This is a genomic window from Winogradskyella sp. PE311, from assembly GCF_046545555.1.
Lineage (GTDB): Bacteria > Bacteroidota > Bacteroidia > Flavobacteriales > Flavobacteriaceae > Winogradskyella.
Map to the genome: position 1 here is coordinate 472,496 of NZ_JBHZTH010000001.1, position 15,601 is coordinate 488,096.

Annotated in this window: 17 protein-coding genes and 1 tRNA gene; 11 read left to right on the forward strand and 7 right to left on the reverse strand. The window is 33.3% G+C overall.

From position 1 onward, the window contains the following. Positions 1-39 precede the first annotated feature (39 nt). From ACFWU4_RS02020 to ACFWU4_RS02040, 5 genes are all read left to right on the forward strand, one after another. On the forward strand, positions 40-339 hold the full coding sequence (locus ACFWU4_RS02020) for a YbjQ family protein (RefSeq protein ID WP_411124362.1): 300 nt from the start codon (positions 40-42) through the stop codon (positions 337-339). 41 nt (positions 340-380) lie between these two features. Next, entirely contained in the window at positions 381-1,052 is a 672-nt protein-coding gene (locus ACFWU4_RS02025; protein WP_411124364.1) for a head GIN domain-containing protein, read from the forward strand. A 43-nt stretch (positions 1,053-1,095) separates the two neighbouring features. Further along, positions 1,096-1,779, forward strand: coding sequence for a LysE family translocator (locus ACFWU4_RS02030; RefSeq protein WP_411124366.1), 684 nt, complete (start codon positions 1,096-1,098; stop codon positions 1,777-1,779). A 99-nt stretch (positions 1,780-1,878) separates the two neighbouring features. Further along, positions 1,879-2,043: a hypothetical protein gene (locus ACFWU4_RS02035; protein WP_411124368.1), complete on the forward strand. Its 165-nt coding sequence runs from the start codon at positions 1,879-1,881 to the stop codon at positions 2,041-2,043. A gap of 21 nt (positions 2,044-2,064) precedes the next feature. After that, positions 2,065-2,457, forward strand: a complete 393-nt coding sequence (locus ACFWU4_RS02040) for an RDD family protein (RefSeq protein ID WP_411124370.1) — start codon at positions 2,065-2,067, stop codon at positions 2,455-2,457. A 46-nt stretch (positions 2,458-2,503) separates the two neighbouring features. On the opposite strand, the gene ACFWU4_RS02045 is transcribed toward ACFWU4_RS02040, so the two are convergent. From ACFWU4_RS02045 to ACFWU4_RS02055, 3 genes are all read right to left on the reverse strand, one after another. Further along, a tRNA-Cys gene (locus ACFWU4_RS02045) sits at positions 2,504-2,574 on the reverse strand. A gap of 50 nt (positions 2,575-2,624) precedes the next feature. Continuing rightward, the gene (gene folB / locus ACFWU4_RS02050) at positions 2,625-2,987 is read right to left on the reverse strand and encodes a dihydroneopterin aldolase (protein ID WP_411124372.1); all 363 of its coding nucleotides are present in this window, start codon (positions 2,985-2,987) and stop codon (positions 2,625-2,627) included. 52 nt (positions 2,988-3,039) lie between these two features. After that, positions 3,040-3,240 (reverse strand): zinc ribbon domain-containing protein, encoded by a 201-nt coding sequence (locus tag ACFWU4_RS02055; RefSeq protein ID WP_411124374.1) that lies wholly within the window; start codon positions 3,238-3,240, stop codon positions 3,040-3,042. 90 nt (positions 3,241-3,330) lie between these two features. Between ACFWU4_RS02055 and ACFWU4_RS02060 the strand changes: the two genes are divergently transcribed. The 3 genes from ACFWU4_RS02060 (at position 3,331) to ACFWU4_RS02070 (ending at position 6,459) form a co-directional block, all read left to right on the forward strand. Continuing rightward, complete coding sequence (locus tag ACFWU4_RS02060) at positions 3,331-5,331, forward strand: glutamine--tRNA ligase/YqeY domain fusion protein (RefSeq protein ID WP_411124376.1); 2,001 nt, start codon at positions 3,331-3,333, stop codon at positions 5,329-5,331. 100 nt (positions 5,332-5,431) lie between these two features. Continuing rightward, positions 5,432-5,878 carry a hypothetical protein gene (locus tag ACFWU4_RS02065; RefSeq protein WP_411124378.1) on the forward strand — a complete coding sequence of 149 codons (447 nt, stop codon included), beginning with the start codon at positions 5,432-5,434 and terminating at the stop codon, positions 5,876-5,878. A 92-nt stretch (positions 5,879-5,970) separates the two neighbouring features. Next, the gene (locus tag ACFWU4_RS02070; protein WP_411124380.1) at positions 5,971-6,459 is read left to right on the forward strand and encodes a DUF1761 domain-containing protein; all 489 of its coding nucleotides are present in this window, start codon (positions 5,971-5,973) and stop codon (positions 6,457-6,459) included. 54 nt (positions 6,460-6,513) lie between these two features. Here ACFWU4_RS02070 and ACFWU4_RS02075 read toward each other — a convergent pair whose 3' ends face one another. Then, positions 6,514-7,035 (reverse strand): hypothetical protein, encoded by a 522-nt coding sequence (locus ACFWU4_RS02075; RefSeq protein WP_411124382.1) that lies wholly within the window; start codon positions 7,033-7,035, stop codon positions 6,514-6,516. Next, complete coding sequence (locus tag ACFWU4_RS02080; RefSeq protein WP_411124384.1) at positions 7,028-7,954, reverse strand: SPFH domain-containing protein; 927 nt, start codon at positions 7,952-7,954, stop codon at positions 7,028-7,030. Before ACFWU4_RS02080 ends, ACFWU4_RS02075 begins: the two co-directional genes overlap by 8 nt. Positions 7,955-8,047: 93 nt before the next feature. On the opposite strand from ACFWU4_RS02080, the gene ACFWU4_RS02085 reads away from it, so the two are divergent. Further along, positions 8,048-8,725, forward strand: coding sequence for a hypothetical protein (locus ACFWU4_RS02085; RefSeq protein WP_411124386.1), 678 nt, complete (start codon positions 8,048-8,050; stop codon positions 8,723-8,725). Here ACFWU4_RS02085 and gltX read toward each other — a convergent pair. Both gltX and ACFWU4_RS02095 read right to left on the reverse strand, forming a co-directional pair. Then, positions 8,722-10,242, reverse strand: coding sequence for a glutamate--tRNA ligase (gltX, locus tag ACFWU4_RS02090; RefSeq protein WP_411124388.1), 1,521 nt, complete (start codon positions 10,240-10,242; stop codon positions 8,722-8,724). The genes ACFWU4_RS02085 and gltX overlap by 4 nt on opposite strands. 60 nt (positions 10,243-10,302) lie before the next feature. Next, a complete protein-coding gene (locus ACFWU4_RS02095) occupies positions 10,303-11,346 on the reverse strand; it encodes an alkane 1-monooxygenase (protein ID WP_411124390.1) in 1,044 nt (347 codons plus the stop codon). 163 nt (positions 11,347-11,509) lie between these two features. Between ACFWU4_RS02095 and ACFWU4_RS02100 the strand changes: the two genes are divergently transcribed. Continuing rightward, entirely contained in the window at positions 11,510-15,145 is a 3,636-nt protein-coding gene (locus tag ACFWU4_RS02100; protein ID WP_411124392.1) for a hypothetical protein, read from the forward strand. Then, a complete protein-coding gene (ybeY, locus tag ACFWU4_RS02105) occupies positions 15,138-15,548 on the forward strand; it encodes an rRNA maturation RNase YbeY (protein ID WP_411124394.1) in 411 nt (136 codons plus the stop codon). Before ACFWU4_RS02100 ends, ybeY begins: the two co-directional genes overlap by 8 nt. The last annotated feature ends 53 nt before the right edge of the window (positions 15,549-15,601 follow it).

Consider the following 15,601-nt stretch of genomic DNA (forward strand, 5'->3'; position numbering starts at 1 on the left):
TTTTTAATATTTTTGTTACTAATAATAAAATTTGAGAGTATGATTTTAACAACGACAAATACAATAGAGGGTTATAAAATTATAGATTATTTAGGTATAGTAACTGGTGTTGCTATGAATGAAGAGGCATTAACAATGGGTTTTAGCATGGCTAAATATTCTCAAAAAATACAAAGAAGTGTTGATAAAGTTAAAGAAACGGCTTTTCAAACATTACAAGAAAATGCCACTAAATTAAAAGCTAATGCAGTAGTCGGTATAAAAATTGAAATAGAATTAACAACAAGTAATTACCCAATAGTTTCTGTTACAGGAACCGCAGTAAAAGTTGCGGTATAATTATTTAACCACAAAAAAATATTTTGCTTAAAATAAATGCCATGAAAAAGATTCTTTTTGTCTTAGTATTATTATTAAGTCTATCTATAGGAGCACAAGAAACTATTGAAAAAACTATAGGTGAATTTAGTACAGTAAAAGTTTATGATTTAATTAATCTTAAAATGATTAAATCTGATGAAAACAAAGTAGTTATTTCTGGTGATAATAAAAGAGATGTTGAAGTTTTAAATAAAAACGGAAAACTTAAAATTAGAATGGATTTAAATGAGAGCTATGACGGAAACGATACTGTTGTAATTTTGTATTATACCTCAGTAGATGTAATTGATGCTAATGAAGGAGCTAATGTTAAAGTTAATGAAGCTATAGAGCAATTTGAAATTGATTTAAAAGTTCAAGAAGGTGGTGAAATTACAGCAACATTAAAGACAACTTATGCAAATATTAGAGCTGTTACGGGAGGTGTGATTAATGTCTCAGGCACTTCTAAAAACCAAGATATTTCCATATATACAGGTGGTGTTGTTAATGGTGAAAAATGCATAACAGAGCAAACTGAAGTTAGTATTAATGCTGCAGGAGAAGCATATGTTAATGCTACCGAATATGTAGACGCAAGAATAAAAGCTGGAGGAGATATATACATTTATGGTAAACCAAAGAAAGTAAACGAAAGTAAAGTGCTGGGCGGTAGAATAAAGCGCATGTAAATTCCTATTTGTTTGTTACTTTTGTGTAAACCGCAAGATTTACATGTTTGATGATATACTAGCAGCTATTCCCTTTGGCATTATCTTAGCCTTTACTATTGGGCCAGTTTTTTTTGTGCTTCTAGAAACTAGTGCCACTAAAGGTTTTACGAGCGCATTAATATTCGATCTAGGCGTAATTTTAGCCGATATAGTTTTTATTTTAGTAATATTTAAAAGTACCGATACACTTTTAGACAAAATAAAAGATGATCCTAAACTACTGGTTTTTGGAGGTGTTTTATTAGTTATCTATGGCCTTATAAGTTTTATAAAAACATCAAAATCATTTAGGTCTATCGTACGCGAACACCATAGAATAGAATTACCTAAAAAAGATTACGGAAAGCTATTTATAAAAGGATTTCTACTCAATTTTATTAATATAGGTGTGCTTTTAGGTTGGTTAGGTTTTATAGTAATTGGCACATCAATAACAACTTCAGAAAATGGAGTAGTTGTTTTCATCACCACAATGCTTATTGCTTATTTTGTCTCTGATCTTTTTAAGATTGCAGCAGCAAAACGACTTAAAAACAAATTAACCCCAAGACGTATTTTTAAAACAAAAAAGATAGTTTCTCTAGTTATTTTAGGTTTCGGAATTTTGCTATTATCACAAGGACTTTTTCCAGAACTTTATGAAAAAAGTAAAGAGCAGATAGATAAAGTAAATCCATTAGATTAATTTTATTTTGAAAGGTATTGCCAAGAAAACATTAACACTTCTCATAAGAACAGCTCTTATTTTAGGGTACGAAGGTTCCGTGGAAAAGGCGTTTTAGAAATGAGTTATTTTATAATAACTAGTTTAGCTTTTTTTGGTGTAAGCTTTGGTTTACTTTTCAATATTCAACATTGGCTATATGGTTCAGATTTATTTGCATTAGGTATTCTAATGCTTTTAATTAAAGACTATTTTGTAATTGAGGAAGACAAATTTGAGGCTTAAATATTATAATTTAATAAAACTATGAATAAAAGTTATGCAAGTTTACAAGACAGAATAAAGGCCGCTTTTATTGATAGTATTATTCTTATATCAGCTATGTATTGTACTTCGGTTCTACTAAATTCTTTAGAAGATGTAAATCCATTTGTTAGAATGTCGCTTTTCATTTTATATTTTATGTTATACGAGCCTATAATGTTGTCTGTATTCGGACACACTTTAGGACATTATTATTGTGATATAAGGGTTAGGAGAGAAAAGGAACGTCATAAAAAAGTAAATTTTTTCGTGGCTGTAGTAAGGTTCTTGTTTAAAGCTTTTTTAGGGTGGTTATCTTTAATAACTATAACCTCAAGTTCAAGAGGGCAAGCAATTCATGACGCTGTTGCTCAATCAGTTGTATTAGTAGATTAAAGTTATATAAATAAAAAACCCTCAACATAAGTTGAAGGGTTTTTAGAGGTGTCGAGCGGATTCGAACCGCTGTAGATGGTGTTGCAGACCACTGCCTAGCCACTCGGCCACGACACCCTTTTGCGATGGCAAATATATAAATTATATACGTTTTACATTGTATACAGTTACTTTTTTCGCTTTTGAGATAGTTTTATAGTTACCATTTCCACATCACCACCAATAGGAGGATTGATTTTACTAACACATACAGTAGCTTTTGTTACTAAAACATCTTCGTTAAAAATGCGATTAAGAATTCTTTTTGCTACTGTTTCTAGTAGTTTAGACGGTATTTCCATTTCTTCTCTTACGACCTTATTTAGAAATACATAATCAACGGTATCACTTAATTCATCGGTTTTAGCTGAGGTTTTTAAATTCGCTTTAACGTTTAAATCAACCCTGTACTGACTTCCAATAGCCGTTTCTTCTTTTAAACAGCCATGATGCGCATAGATCCTTATGTTTTCTACTTTTATTATTCCCATAAGACAAAAATAAGATTAGAATTCTTTTACAGATAATTTAAATAAGATATTTCTATCTAGTGAAAAAATCAAAAACATTACTTATGGCACTCGTTCGTGATTTAAAAAACTCAGTATATGTGCATTTTTTACAAGTCACAGAAGTAAACTTTTTGTTTTGTACATCAAATATTTTAGAAAAAGTACCTCCTGTAGCTCTCATTTGGCCAAGTTCATAAGTTGTGTTATCGCATTTAGGACATTTGTAATTCATGGTTTTTGGTTTTGGTTATAACTATACTATGAGTATGAAGTAGTGTAATAATGTTACATTTTATGTAATTTTGCACCTTAATATTTTGCAATGTCAGAAGAAACTAAAGCCCTCAATTTCATTGAGCATATTATAGAAGAAGATTTAGAGAATGGTTTATCAAAAGATAAGCTTCGTTTTCGTTTTCCACCCGAACCAAATGGGTATTTACATATTGGCCATACCAAAGCCATAGGTATTAGTTTTGGTCTTGGCGAAAAGTATAATGCTCCAGTAAATTTAAGATTTGATGATACAAATCCCGCAAAGGAAGAACAAGAATATGTGGACGCTATAAAGCGAGATATAGCTTGGTTAGGGTACAAATGGGAGAATGAATTATATTCTTCAGATTATTTTGATAAACTTTACGAATGGGCTTTACAAATGATTAAAGACGGTATGGCTTATGTGGATAGTCAATCTTCTGAAGCTATGGCAGAGCAAAAAGGAACACCGACCCAAGTCGGCACTAATAGTCCTTTTAGAAATAGAAGCATAGAAGAGAACTTAGATTTGTTTAAGCGAATGAAGGAAGGGGAGTTTCCTGCTGGCACACATGTGTTACGTGCTAAGATAGATATGGAAGACCCTAATATGTTAATGCGCGATCCTTTAATGTATCGCATCCTTTACGCAACACATCATAGAACAGGAGATAAATGGTGTATTTACCCAATGTACGATTGGACACATGGTGAGAGTGATTATATCGAGCAAATCTCACATTCGTTATGTTCATTAGAATTTAAACCTCACAGAAAACTTTATGATTGGTTTAAAGCGCATGTTTTTAAATACAGCCAAGACGAATTACCACTACCGCCAAAACAGCGAGAGTTTGCAAGACTTAACTTAAGTTATACTATAATGAGTAAGCGTAAATTGTTGCGCTTAGTCGAAAAAGGTGTGGTATCTGGTTGGGATGATCCGCGTATGCCAACAATATCAGGATTACGTCGACGCGGCTATACACCAAGTTCAATTCGTCAGTTTATTGATAAGGTTGGTGTTGCAAAGCGCGAAAATGTTATTGATGTGTCGTTATTAGAGTTTTGTGTTCGCGAGGATTTAAACAAAACAGCTAATAGAGTTATGGCGGTTTTAAATCCGTTAAAAGTGGTTATCACTAATTATTCGAAAGATAATGAGGAATGGCTCGAAGCTGAGAATAATCAAGAAGATGAATCTGCAGGATACAGAAAAGTACCATTTTCTAGAGAAATTTATATCGAAAAAGAAGATTTTAAAGAAGAGGCGGGTAATAAATTCTTTCGTTTAAAATTAGGAGGAGAGGTGAGATTGAAAAACGCCTATATTATTAAAGCTAATAGTGTTGTAAAAGATGAGAATGGCGAAATAACAGAAGTGCACTGTACTTATGATACAGACACTTCTAAGAAAATAAAAGGCACACTACATTGGGTATCAATAAAGCATGCTATTTCAGCAGAAATAAGAGAATACGATCGTTTATTTGTGGACGAAGCGCCAGATAGTCACAAGGATAAGGACTTTATGGATTTTTTAAACCCCAATTCACTGACTGTAAAAACAGGTTATTTAGAACCTGGTTTATCTGATGCAAAGATCGAAGAGCGATTTCAGTTTCAGCGTTTAGGTTATTTTGTGGTGGATAAAGATTCTAAATCTGATAGTTTAGTATTTAATAAAACGGTTGGTTTAAGAGACAGTTGGGCTAGACAAAAGCCTAAACCACAGAACAACAATTCAAAACCCAAATCGCAACAGCAACGTTCCGCAATTAGTGTGATTCAGCAATTTGGAAAAAAGTACACTAACTTACCTAAAGAGAAACAGGTTAAGGTAAAAGCAGAAATCATTGATCTTGCAAAACAAGTATCTTATGAAGAATTAGAGCCTTTATTTGCTACTGCTGTAAAGAAAGCGGGCACTCGTATTGCTGTACTAATTACATTAAAAGAGCTGCTTTTAAGTGGCTTACAGAGGAATGAATCCATAAATGAATTTATTACTAAAGCTTTAGAAGATAAGAATGAGATTTTGGTTGAGGAAGCTAAATCTGTTTAGTTAGTTTGTAATCTTTTCTAATCTTTACGACATAAGAGATATGAAAAGAAAAATCTTTCTATATGTCGTGCTTATTTCATCGTTCAGTTTCTCGCAGAATATGAACAATGATAAACTTCAAGAAATTTATTTCTCAATTAGTGACTCTGTTCAGGGTAGGTTGGGTGCTTGGCAATTCCAGGTTAATGACATAAGACTTATATCGTTGACAGATATGAATCACAATAGAATGCGAATTATTTCACCAATAGCAGAAATTAGTTCGGTAAATGATAATTTACTAAAGGCCGCAATGGTGGCAAATTTTCATACTGCCTTAGATGTTAAATATGCCATTACAGACGGAATACTATGGTCGGTTTATTCACATCCATTAAAAGCACTTTCAGAAGACCAAGTTAGGGATGCTTTAAGTCAGGTTTATTATGCCAATATAAATTTCGGAAGTAGTTTTGCTAGCACATCTTTAACTTTTCCGGCCAATAACGGAGCTGATCAAAAAAGTGATAAAAAAGTAGAACCAAGTTTTAAAAAAAAGAAGGTTTAACCCTTAGTTAATTCTTTTTCCAACAACCCATAAGAATAGGACTTATGGGTTTTTTTGTACTTTTAAGTGTTACTAACCAATAATCAATTTAAATGGAATTTAATTATTTAGCAATTGCGGTAGCTGCAATTGTACCAATTGTACTAGGGTTTCTTTGGTATAACCCTATGTTGTTTGGAAATGTCTGGATGCGAGAATCTGGTATTACTGAAGAAAAAATGAAAAGTGGAAACATGGTCGTTATATTTTTTGTTTCTATTGTACTATCAGTTTTGTTATCCTTTTTTACCCAGTTTTTAGTTATTCACCAAACAGGGGCTGTTCAAATGATCGGTGGAGACCCTACCGTAGAAGGTATTTTACCTTCGTTTCAAGCTTTTATGGATGATTACGGGTCTAATTACAGAAGCTATAAACATGGTGCATTACACGGTTTATTAGCGGGAGTTTTTATTGTTTTTCCTATTATAGGTATTAACGGTTTGTTTGAGCGAAAATCATGGAAATATATCTTCGTAAATGTTGGTTATTGGACCCTCGTTTTAACGATAATGGGAGCCATTTTGTGTGGTTGGGTTTAGCTTAAAGTGTATATTAAAAATATACCCTCGAAGTTTTAAGTTCGAGGGTTTTTATTAATCTGTTATTTCTTCGACTTCGACTTGGTCATCGGGTATTTCTAGCACAGTTTCAAATTCTGGCAAGACTTGTGCTGTCATCGCTTTATTTTTTAATTGCTTTGCCTCAATAAACCACCAATGCGACTCTACATCATTATAAATTCCTAAAAGATAGCTTTTAGATTTTATCCGTTGTCCCGTCATCTTCATTTGGTTTTTACCCTCTATTATACAGCGATACTGCCCTTGTTCTTTAACAATTTCAGAGACACCAAGTATTTCTGCTTTTTCAAAAACAAAACCCTGAGTTTTCATTCCGTCAAAAGTACTTTTTAAAAGAGTTAAAGCGGCATCTTTTCCACCCATTAAGTCTATAACCTTTGGAAGTGTATATTTTAAAAGCAACTCAAAATCCATTTCTAAGGTTGCTTTAGAGGCTATTTTAGCGTCACTTAGCGCGTCTTCTTTAGTTTGAGAAAAGGCATTAAAATTTAGTGCTATAAGTAATAAAAATATTATGGTTTTTATTTTATTCATCTTTCTTCTTTTTTGCATTTTTCATAGCTTCACCTATTTGATTGCTGGCCGTGAAGCTTGCAACCATGTCATTTAACATTTGACTTCCTGCTTGTGGTGAATTTGGTAATAAAATTAAATTACTATTGGTTTCTTGTCCAATAGACTGCAATGTGTCGTAGTGTTGAGTTACAACTATTAGTGCTGAGGCTTCTTGCGAGTTAATCCCAACCTTATTAAGTACCTCTACAGATTCTTCTAAGCCTCTAGCAATTTCGCGACGTTGATCTGCAATACCTTGTCCCTGCAAACGTTTACTTTCTGCTTCTGCTTTTGCTTTTTCTACTATAAGAATACGAGCTGCGTCTCCCTCAAACTGTGCGGCTGTTTTTTCTCTATCCGCAGCATTAATTCTGTTCATGGCTGCTTTTACCTGCGCATCAGGATCAATATCCGTTACAAGGGTTTTAATGATGTCGTACCCGTATTCCATCATCGCATCATTAAGCTCTGATTTAACAGCAATAGCGATATCATCTTTACGGACAAAAACATCGTCTAATTTCATTTTTGGAACTTCGGCACGAACCACATCAAACACATAAGACGTGATTTGGTCATGGGGATAATCAAGTTTATAAAACGCCTCAAATACTTTGTCTCTTATAACTTTGTATTGCACAGAAACTTTAAGACGAACAAACACGTCGTCTAAAGTTTTAGTTTCAATGATTACATCTAGCTGTTGAATTTTTAAACTCAGCTTACCGGCAATCCGATCTACCAAAGGAATTTTAAGTTGTAATCCTGAGTGTCTAATACTTTGAAATTTACCAAAGCGCTCTATAATGGCTGCGGTTTGTTGTTTCACTACAAAGAATGATGAGATAAGAATGATTAATCCGAAGAATATGATTGGTATTAGAATAAAATTTTCCATAAGTTGTTATTTAAAGTTAGTTATACGAATTACTAAAATAAGTAATATTAAATTATTTTAATTAGGTTTGCCTAAATCAGCCTCAAAAACAAAATGAAGAATTTTAAACATAAACTATTAGTAGGTTTTTGTATAACATTTGTTACAATAAGTTATGCCCAACACAGAAATGTAGTTATTAAAAACGGTTTCTCCCTTGGTGGCGGATTAACGCAATTTGATATTATTACTGATAATTTTAATACAATAAAAGGAAATGGATGGCTAATAGGCGCTTCAGCCACAGCCGACGTGCCTCATAAATGGTATAATATTAGTTACGGAATGCAACTTTCTGAAAATAACCTTGAGATTTCTGGATTTAGATTTGATGAAGACGTTGTTGTTGGAGAGCAATTAGAATATAACTTATTTGCTGCGCAATTAGCAATGCTTTTACACGCCAAGGTTCTCAACAATTTGTTAACTATAGATTTTGGACCAATGCTGCAGTATAATGGTAAGCTCGAGCTACAGTCAGAAGATGAAGAAAATTTATCAATAAGCATCAATGAAACCTTTGTTTCAGCAAAAGATATTGAAGATATTTCTCAATTTAACGTCAATGGAGCTATAGGGGCAACATTAGGGTTAAAGTTTTTAAAGTTGCGAGCACAGTATATTTATGGCTTTACAAATATGTTGAATAAACTTAATGACAAAGATTTAACAACAGAAGAGTTTATAGGAAACCAAAGTATGATCACTTTTTCTGCATTATTTACATTTTAAGATGAAATATTTTGCAAGAAAGCTTTTATGCGTTCTATAGTCTCTGACTTTCCAATCATATATATGATATCAAAAACATCTGGTCCTTGTAATGCTCCAACAAGAGCCAAACGTAATGGCATCATTACTTTACCAAAGCCTATTTCGTTAGTTGTAATCCAACCTTTTATATTGGCCTGAAGGTTTTCGACATTAAAATCATCGGTACCTAGAATAATGTCAGATACTTTTATTAAAATATCAGAAGTGCCTTCTTTTATTGCTTTTTTAGAAGCCTTTACATCATAATCCGTTGGTGATTCAAAAAAGAAATGACTTAAGCCCCAAAAGTCTTTAATAAAAGTAGCGCGCTCTTTTATAAGCCCAATAACTAAGGCTATATAATTAACATCAATATCTGCCAATTCAAGTTGAGAACCTTTAAACTGTTTAGCTAAATCTAAATCGAGTTGTTGTTGCATGTAATGGTGATTAAACCATTTCGTTTTATCTGGGTCAAAACGTGCTCCAGCCTTATTCACTTTAGCTAAATCAAAATCCGTAACGAGTTGATCTAATCCAAATATTTCTTGCTCAGTGCCTGGGTTCCAACCTAAAAAGGCTAAGAAATTCACAACTGCATCTGAGAAATAACCATCTTCTTTATAACCTTTAGAAACAGATCCGTCAGGTGCTTTATATTCTAATGGAAAAACAGGGAACCCCAATTTATCGCCATCACGTTTACTTAATTTTCCTTTTCCTGTTGGTTTTAAGATTAACGGTAAATGCGCAAATTTTGGCGCGTTCCAATCAAAGGCATCGTATAATAGTTTATGTAAAGCCAAAGAAGGCAACCATTCTTCACCTCGAATTACATGTGTAATTTCCATTAAATGATCATCTACGATATTGGCAAGGTGATAGGTCGGCATACCATCACTTTTAAATAAAATCTTATCATCTAGTACATTAGTATCAATAGTAATATTTCCACGAATAATATCATTTAAGTGCAAGGTCTCATCTTGAGGTGATTTAAATCGTATGACATAATCTTCACCTGATTCAATTTTCTTTTTTGTTTCTTCTTCACTTAGTACTAAGGAGTTTACTAGACGACCCTTTTGGCGATTATGCCAATTATATATAAAGGTTTTACCTTCCACTTCATGTCCTTTTCTATGCGCATTGAGTTCCTCTGAAGTGTCAAAGGCATAATATGCTTTGCCGTGTGCAATTAATTTATCAGCATATTGCTTATATAAATGTTTACGCTCGCTTTGTCTGTAGGGTCCAAATTTTTCGTTCTTTCCTGGTCCTTCGTCAAAAGGAATTTTACACCAGTTTAGAGCATTTATAATATAGTCTTCAGCACCTTCTACATAGCGATTTTGGTCTGTATCTTCAATCCGCAGAACAAACTGACCGCCATGTTTTTTAGCAAATAAATAGTTGAATAATGCGGTTCTTATACCACCTATATGTAAAGGTCCCGTTGGACTTGGTGCAAAACGCACACGTATATTCTCAGACATAATTTCAAGTTAAAGCGCAAAGATAGTTTGATAAGCTATTACTGCAAAACAAAAGAATCGTTAAGATAAGATCATTTCTTTTGGAACCCTTTTATTCATTATGCCAAACCATAGTGGAGGCACCATTGCCAAAACCATAGATGTTGGGTAACCAAATGGCATTTGTGGGCTCTCCTCATGGCAGTCTAAAACCTGATATTTTTTTGAGGATTTATAATGGTGATCGCTATGTCTAGTTAGCTCATACAAAACAATTCTGCCTATAACATGGTTAGAATTCCAGGAGTGCATTTCTCTAACACGTTCGTAACGTCCAGATTTAGTTTTTAAACGCAACAAACCGTAGTGCTCAATGTAGTTAACGGTTTCTAATAAAACAAAACCAACGATGCCCGAAAAACACACAAATATTAGCCCTGTCTCACCAAAAACAACAAGAGTTGAAGCTAAATAAATGATTTGAAACACAGTATACCAAAGCATATCATTTTTTGTTGATAAGAATTTCTGATTATTGTTTTTTAAAAGCTTTTTTTGAATTTTCCAAGCGCTCAAATATTGTCTAATAGTAGAAGTAAACCAAAATGAATATACACTTTGATTATATCTTGCGGTTGCTGGATCTTCAGGTGTTGCTGCATGCAAATGGTGTCCAAAATTATGTTCAATATAAAAATGCATATAAAAAGAAGGTAGTAACAAAGCTTTCCCAATAAACCTTTCTTTTGTTGTTTGCCTATGGCCAAGTTCGTGAGCAACATTAATGCCGTTAACACCTAGGACGATGCCTACGGAAAATATAAAACCAATTAATTCATAGGTTTCTAGATTATGCCTAGTTATTTGAAACAAAGCAAATGTCACTAAGCCAAAGACAATGGGCAGATTTAAATATAACAGCCAATCAAAGACCTTTCTTTTTAACTTGCTTTCTACCTCTTTGTGCTCAAGATTATCTGTGTCAACAGGAAATATGAGTTCTAAAATTGGAATACAGACAAATGCGAAAATAGGAGTAGACCAGACCCAATAGCCTTTAAAAAACAATCCAACAAATGCTATTATTGGAATGGAAAATGCTGCGAGATATTTAAGGTCTTTCATGGTGTTTCTTTTTTCCGAGGGTGCAGGAGTCTAACTTTTAGTTCGTAAAATGTCAATTTAGAGCTCAATTTAACATGTAAAAAGTCTAAATTAACAGAATCTTACCAAATTTAAGGAAATAGCAATTAAAATAAAATTGTAGATTAGTCAGTTAGAATAGAGTATGGGCAATTTTGAGACTATAAAAAGGAAATTACAAGAGTTCATTAAGAAGTATTATACTAATGAATTGCTTAAAGGGGCTATATTGTTCTTTGCAATTGGCCTTTTATATCTTTTAGTAACACTTTTTATCGAATATATGCTTTGGCTAAACCCTACAGCGCGAACTTTTTTGTTTTGGGTTTTTATTGCTGTTGAGCTAGGTTTGTTTATAAAGCTTATTGCTTTTCCATTAACTAAATTATTTAATTTAAGAAAGGGTATAAATCACGAGACAGCATCACAACTTATAGGAAATCACTTTCCAGAGGTTAACGATAAGTTGCTTAATGTTCTTCAGCTGAACCAAAATCCAAATCAATCAGATTTATTGATTGCGAGCATAGATCAGAAATCACAAGAGTTACAACCGATTCCCTTTAAATCCGCAATAAATTTTAAATCTAACACTAGGTATTTAAAGTATGCGGCAGTTCCTATTATAATTTTGTTGATCTCATTTGTTACGGGTAAAATGAATTGGTTTAGCGACAGTTATGAGCGTGTGGTAAATTACCAGACAGCGTACGAGCCACCAGCTCCTTTTCAGTTTTTTGTGCTTAATGAATCTCTACAAGCGATAGAAGGAAACGATTTTAAACTCAAAGTTTCTACGGCTGGCGAGGTCTTTCCGGAGAATGCGCAAATTCAATTTAATGGTCAATCCTATTTTTTACAACAATTAGCAGTTGGCGAATTTCAATATACCTTTACTCTTCCTAAAGAGACGATTCAGTTTCGTCTGTTTGCTAATAATGTTAGTTCAAAACCCTATCAGCTTAACGTAGTTAAAACACCAAACCTTGTTAATTTTGAGATGGTTTTAGATTACCCATCTTATACCCAGAAGCAAGATGAGGTTTTAAAAAGTACAGGCTCAGCAATAATACCAGAGGGAACTATGGTTACATGGAGGGCAATGACAAAGTCTACGAATGAGGTTAATATTTATTCTAGCGATACTTTGAGTTTTGTAAAAAACAAAAATGGTGAATTTGAAGTCTCGAAACGTTTATATCGAAATTACAATTATAATATTTCTACCAGTAATGACGCACTTAAAGATTATGAGAATCTTAGTTACAGCATCGGAGTTGTTAAGGACTTAAACCCAGAGCTAAGTATTAAAGTGCAAAAAGACTCAATAGACCAGCAAAGCCTTTATTTTTATGGTCAGGCAAGTGACGATTTTGGACTAAGTAAGCTAAACCTTGTTTATTACCCAGTTGAAGATGAGTCTAAAAAAATTGTGGTGCCTGTTACAATATCTAAATCTAATTTTAGTGATTTTGTAACTGCATTTCCTGATCAATATGACTTAAAAGAGGGAATGAGTTATCAATTGTATTTTGAAGTATATGACAATGATGCATTGCATAATTATAAACGAACTAAAAGTAGTGTTTTTAGCTATAGGGAATTAACGAAAGATGAAGAGGAGCAAAAACAATTGCAAGAGCAGAATGAGACAATAAAGGATATTGGAAAGACTTTCCAAAAACTTGAAGAGCAAGATAAAAAATTAGAAGAGTTTTCTAAAACCCAGAAAGAAAAGGAGCAGCTTAATTTTAATGATAAAAAGAAATTTGAAGATTTTTTAAAACGTCAGAAACAACAAGAACAGTTGATGAAAGATTTTAACAAAAAGCTTCAAGATAACATTGAAGAGTTTCAGGAAGAGAAAAAAGAAGATGAATTTAAGGAAGATTTAAAAGAACGTTTAAAAGAGAATGAAAAACAACTTAAGAAAGACGAGAAGTTGTTAGAGGAGTTAGAAGAATTAAAAGATAAGATCAATAAGGAGGAGTTTACCCAAAAATTAGAAGAACTTGCTAAGCAAAATAAGAATAAGAAGCGGAGTATGAAACAGCTTTTAGAGCTGACCAAGCGTTTTTATGTAATGAAGAAAGCTGAGAAATTAGCTAATGAATTAGATGATCTAGCGAATAAGCAAGAAGAACTCGCTGATAAAGAAAAGGAAAACACTAAAAATAAGCAAGAAGGGTTAAATGAAGAATTTAAAAAGCTTCAGGAAGATATAGAGGATCTTAAGCGAGAAGATAGACAGTTGCAAAAACCAATGAAGGTTCCTGTGGATGAGTTTTTAGAAGATGGTATTGAGTATGACCAAAAAGAGGCTAAAGACGCTTTAGAGAAAAAGGAGCAGAATGAAGGTGAGCAAAAACTCAGTGAAGCCAAAGCGCAAGAGCAAAAAGCAAAAGAAAAGCAAAAGAAGGCTGCAAAAAAAATGAAAAAGATGAGCCAGATGATGATGGAGATGATGTCTGGCGGTGGTGGAAGCGGTGGTGACCAAGCTTCTGAAGATATTGATACATTAAGACAAATATTGGAGAATTTGTTATTGTATTCTTTTGATCAAGAGGGACTTATGAACACTTTTGATGAAATTGACATTAATAATAATAAGTATGGTAAATATATTATATCGCAAAGTAATCTAAGAGAGCATTTTGAGCACATAGACGACAGCCTATTTGCTTTATCACTGCGGCAACCTAAGATTTCTGAAAAAGTAAATTCGCAGATTACCGAAGTCTATTTTAATATAGATAAAGCACTAGATCAACTCACGGAGAATAGATTATATCAAGGCGTATCCTCTCAGCAATATGCAATAACAGCTAGTAATGAACTTGCTAGTTTTTTAAGCGATGTTTTAGATAATATGGAGATGTCCATGAATGCATCTCCAGGATCAGGAAGCGGAGGTGGAGAGCAACTTCAAGATATTATTATGTCTCAAGAAGAGGTGAAAAAAATGATGGAAGAGGGCTTGAAGAAAAATGAAAAGGGTAAATCTAGTGATGAGGGTAAGGAAAGTGAAGGTAAGAAAGCGGGTGAAGAAGGAAATGATGGTAAAGACGGTGAAGGAAAAAAGTCAGGAGAACAAGGTAAAAGTGGTGAGGACGGAAAGCAGGGTCAAGAAGGTAAGAATGGAGAGAGCGGTCAAGGCGGTAATAATTCAACAGGAGATGGTGGTGAACAAGATGGAAAAGATGGAGATAAAGGTAAGGGTGGAAACGAAGGCAATCAGAATGGTGAAGGTAGTCAGAATGGAAAACAAGGTGATAAAGGTAAAGGTGGTGAAAGCGGAAAAGATTCTCAAAATGGAGATGGTGGCAATGAGGGAAAAAATGAGGGTTATGGCGAAGGTGGCAGTGAAGAACAGAACGCCGAGTTATTTAAGATTTATCAGCAACAGCAACAATTGAGACAAGCCCTTGAAGATAAACTTAGTAAGGAAGGGAAAATAGAATCTGCAGGTGATTTGATTAAAGAAATGGAAGAAGTAGAGTTAGATCTTTTAAATTATGGTTTCACAAATCAAACTTTACAAAAAATGATGGAGGTACAGCATCAGTTGTTAAAGTTAGAGAATGCTACATTTATGCAAGGACAGGATACAAAACGTGAGTCTGAAACAAATAAAAAGAATTTTATTGAATCATCTCCGAGTCAAATCCTCACAGCTAAACAATATTTTAATACAACTGAAATTTTAAATCGTCAAGCATTACCTTTGCAAAATCACTTAAAGAAAAAAATTCAGGAGTATTTTAAAAAAACAAATGATTAGTTTTAATTACGAGACGGAGTTTGAATTAGAAGACGAGCTAAAAGTGTCTCAATGGATATCGGAAACTATAACAATAGAAAACTGTAAGGAGGGCGAGATAAATTTTATATTCTGTTCTGATGACTATTTACATAAACTAAATGTAAGTTTTCTTAATCACGATACACTAACGGATATTATTAGTTTCGACTACTCGGTAGGAAAAGAGCTACACGGCGACATTTATATTTCTATAGATAGAGTTAGGGATAATGCAAATAAATTTTCTGTATCATTTAATGATGAAATTACGCGGGTTATGGTTCATGGTATTTTGCATTATTGTGGGTTTAAAGACAAGTCTGACAAAGATAAATTAGTAATGCGTTCAAAAGAAGATTATTATTTGACAACTCGTTTATAGGTGGTGAGGTTTCAACGTATATTTGCAAACTGAAATTGTAATTTGTTCCACGT

Excerpts from the sequence above, each read along its gene's own strand:
- ACFWU4_RS02055 (WP_411124374.1), bottom strand. The coding sequence starts at position 3,240 with ATGAATTACAAATGTCCTAAATGCGATAACACAACTTATGAACTTGGC.
- ACFWU4_RS02070 (WP_411124380.1), top strand. The coding sequence starts at position 5,971 with ATGGAATTTAATTATTTAGCAATTGCGGTAGCTGCAATTGTACCAATT.
- ACFWU4_RS02060 (WP_411124376.1), top strand. The coding sequence starts at position 3,331 with ATGTCAGAAGAAACTAAAGCCCTCAATTTCATTGAGCATATTATAGAA.
- ACFWU4_RS02085 (WP_411124386.1), top strand. The coding sequence starts at position 8,048 with ATGAAGAATTTTAAACATAAACTATTAGTAGGTTTTTGTATAACATTT.
- ACFWU4_RS02095 (WP_411124390.1), bottom strand. The coding sequence starts at position 11,346 with ATGAAAGACCTTAAATATCTCGCAGCATTTTCCATTCCAATAATAGCA.
- ACFWU4_RS02065 (WP_411124378.1), top strand. The coding sequence starts at position 5,432 with ATGAACAATGATAAACTTCAAGAAATTTATTTCTCAATTAGTGACTCT.
- ACFWU4_RS02075 (WP_411124382.1), bottom strand. The coding sequence starts at position 7,035 with ATGAATAAAATAAAAACCATAATATTTTTATTACTTATAGCACTAAAT.
- ACFWU4_RS02035 (WP_411124368.1), top strand. The coding sequence starts at position 1,879 with ATGAGTTATTTTATAATAACTAGTTTAGCTTTTTTTGGTGTAAGCTTT.
- ybeY (WP_411124394.1), top strand. The coding sequence starts at position 15,138 with ATGATTAGTTTTAATTACGAGACGGAGTTTGAATTAGAAGACGAGCTA.
- ACFWU4_RS02030 (WP_411124366.1), top strand. The coding sequence starts at position 1,096 with ATGTTTGATGATATACTAGCAGCTATTCCCTTTGGCATTATCTTAGCC.
- folB (WP_411124372.1), bottom strand. The coding sequence starts at position 2,987 with ATGGGAATAATAAAAGTAGAAAACATAAGGATCTATGCGCATCATGGC.
- gltX (WP_411124388.1), bottom strand. The coding sequence starts at position 10,242 with ATGTCTGAGAATATACGTGTGCGTTTTGCACCAAGTCCAACGGGACCT.
- ACFWU4_RS02080 (WP_411124384.1), bottom strand. The coding sequence starts at position 7,954 with ATGGAAAATTTTATTCTAATACCAATCATATTCTTCGGATTAATCATT.
- ACFWU4_RS02100 (WP_411124392.1), top strand. The coding sequence starts at position 11,510 with ATGGGCAATTTTGAGACTATAAAAAGGAAATTACAAGAGTTCATTAAG.
- ACFWU4_RS02020 (WP_411124362.1), top strand. The coding sequence starts at position 40 with ATGATTTTAACAACGACAAATACAATAGAGGGTTATAAAATTATAGAT.
- ACFWU4_RS02040 (WP_411124370.1), top strand. The coding sequence starts at position 2,065 with ATGAATAAAAGTTATGCAAGTTTACAAGACAGAATAAAGGCCGCTTTT.
- ACFWU4_RS02025 (WP_411124364.1), top strand. The coding sequence starts at position 381 with ATGAAAAAGATTCTTTTTGTCTTAGTATTATTATTAAGTCTATCTATA.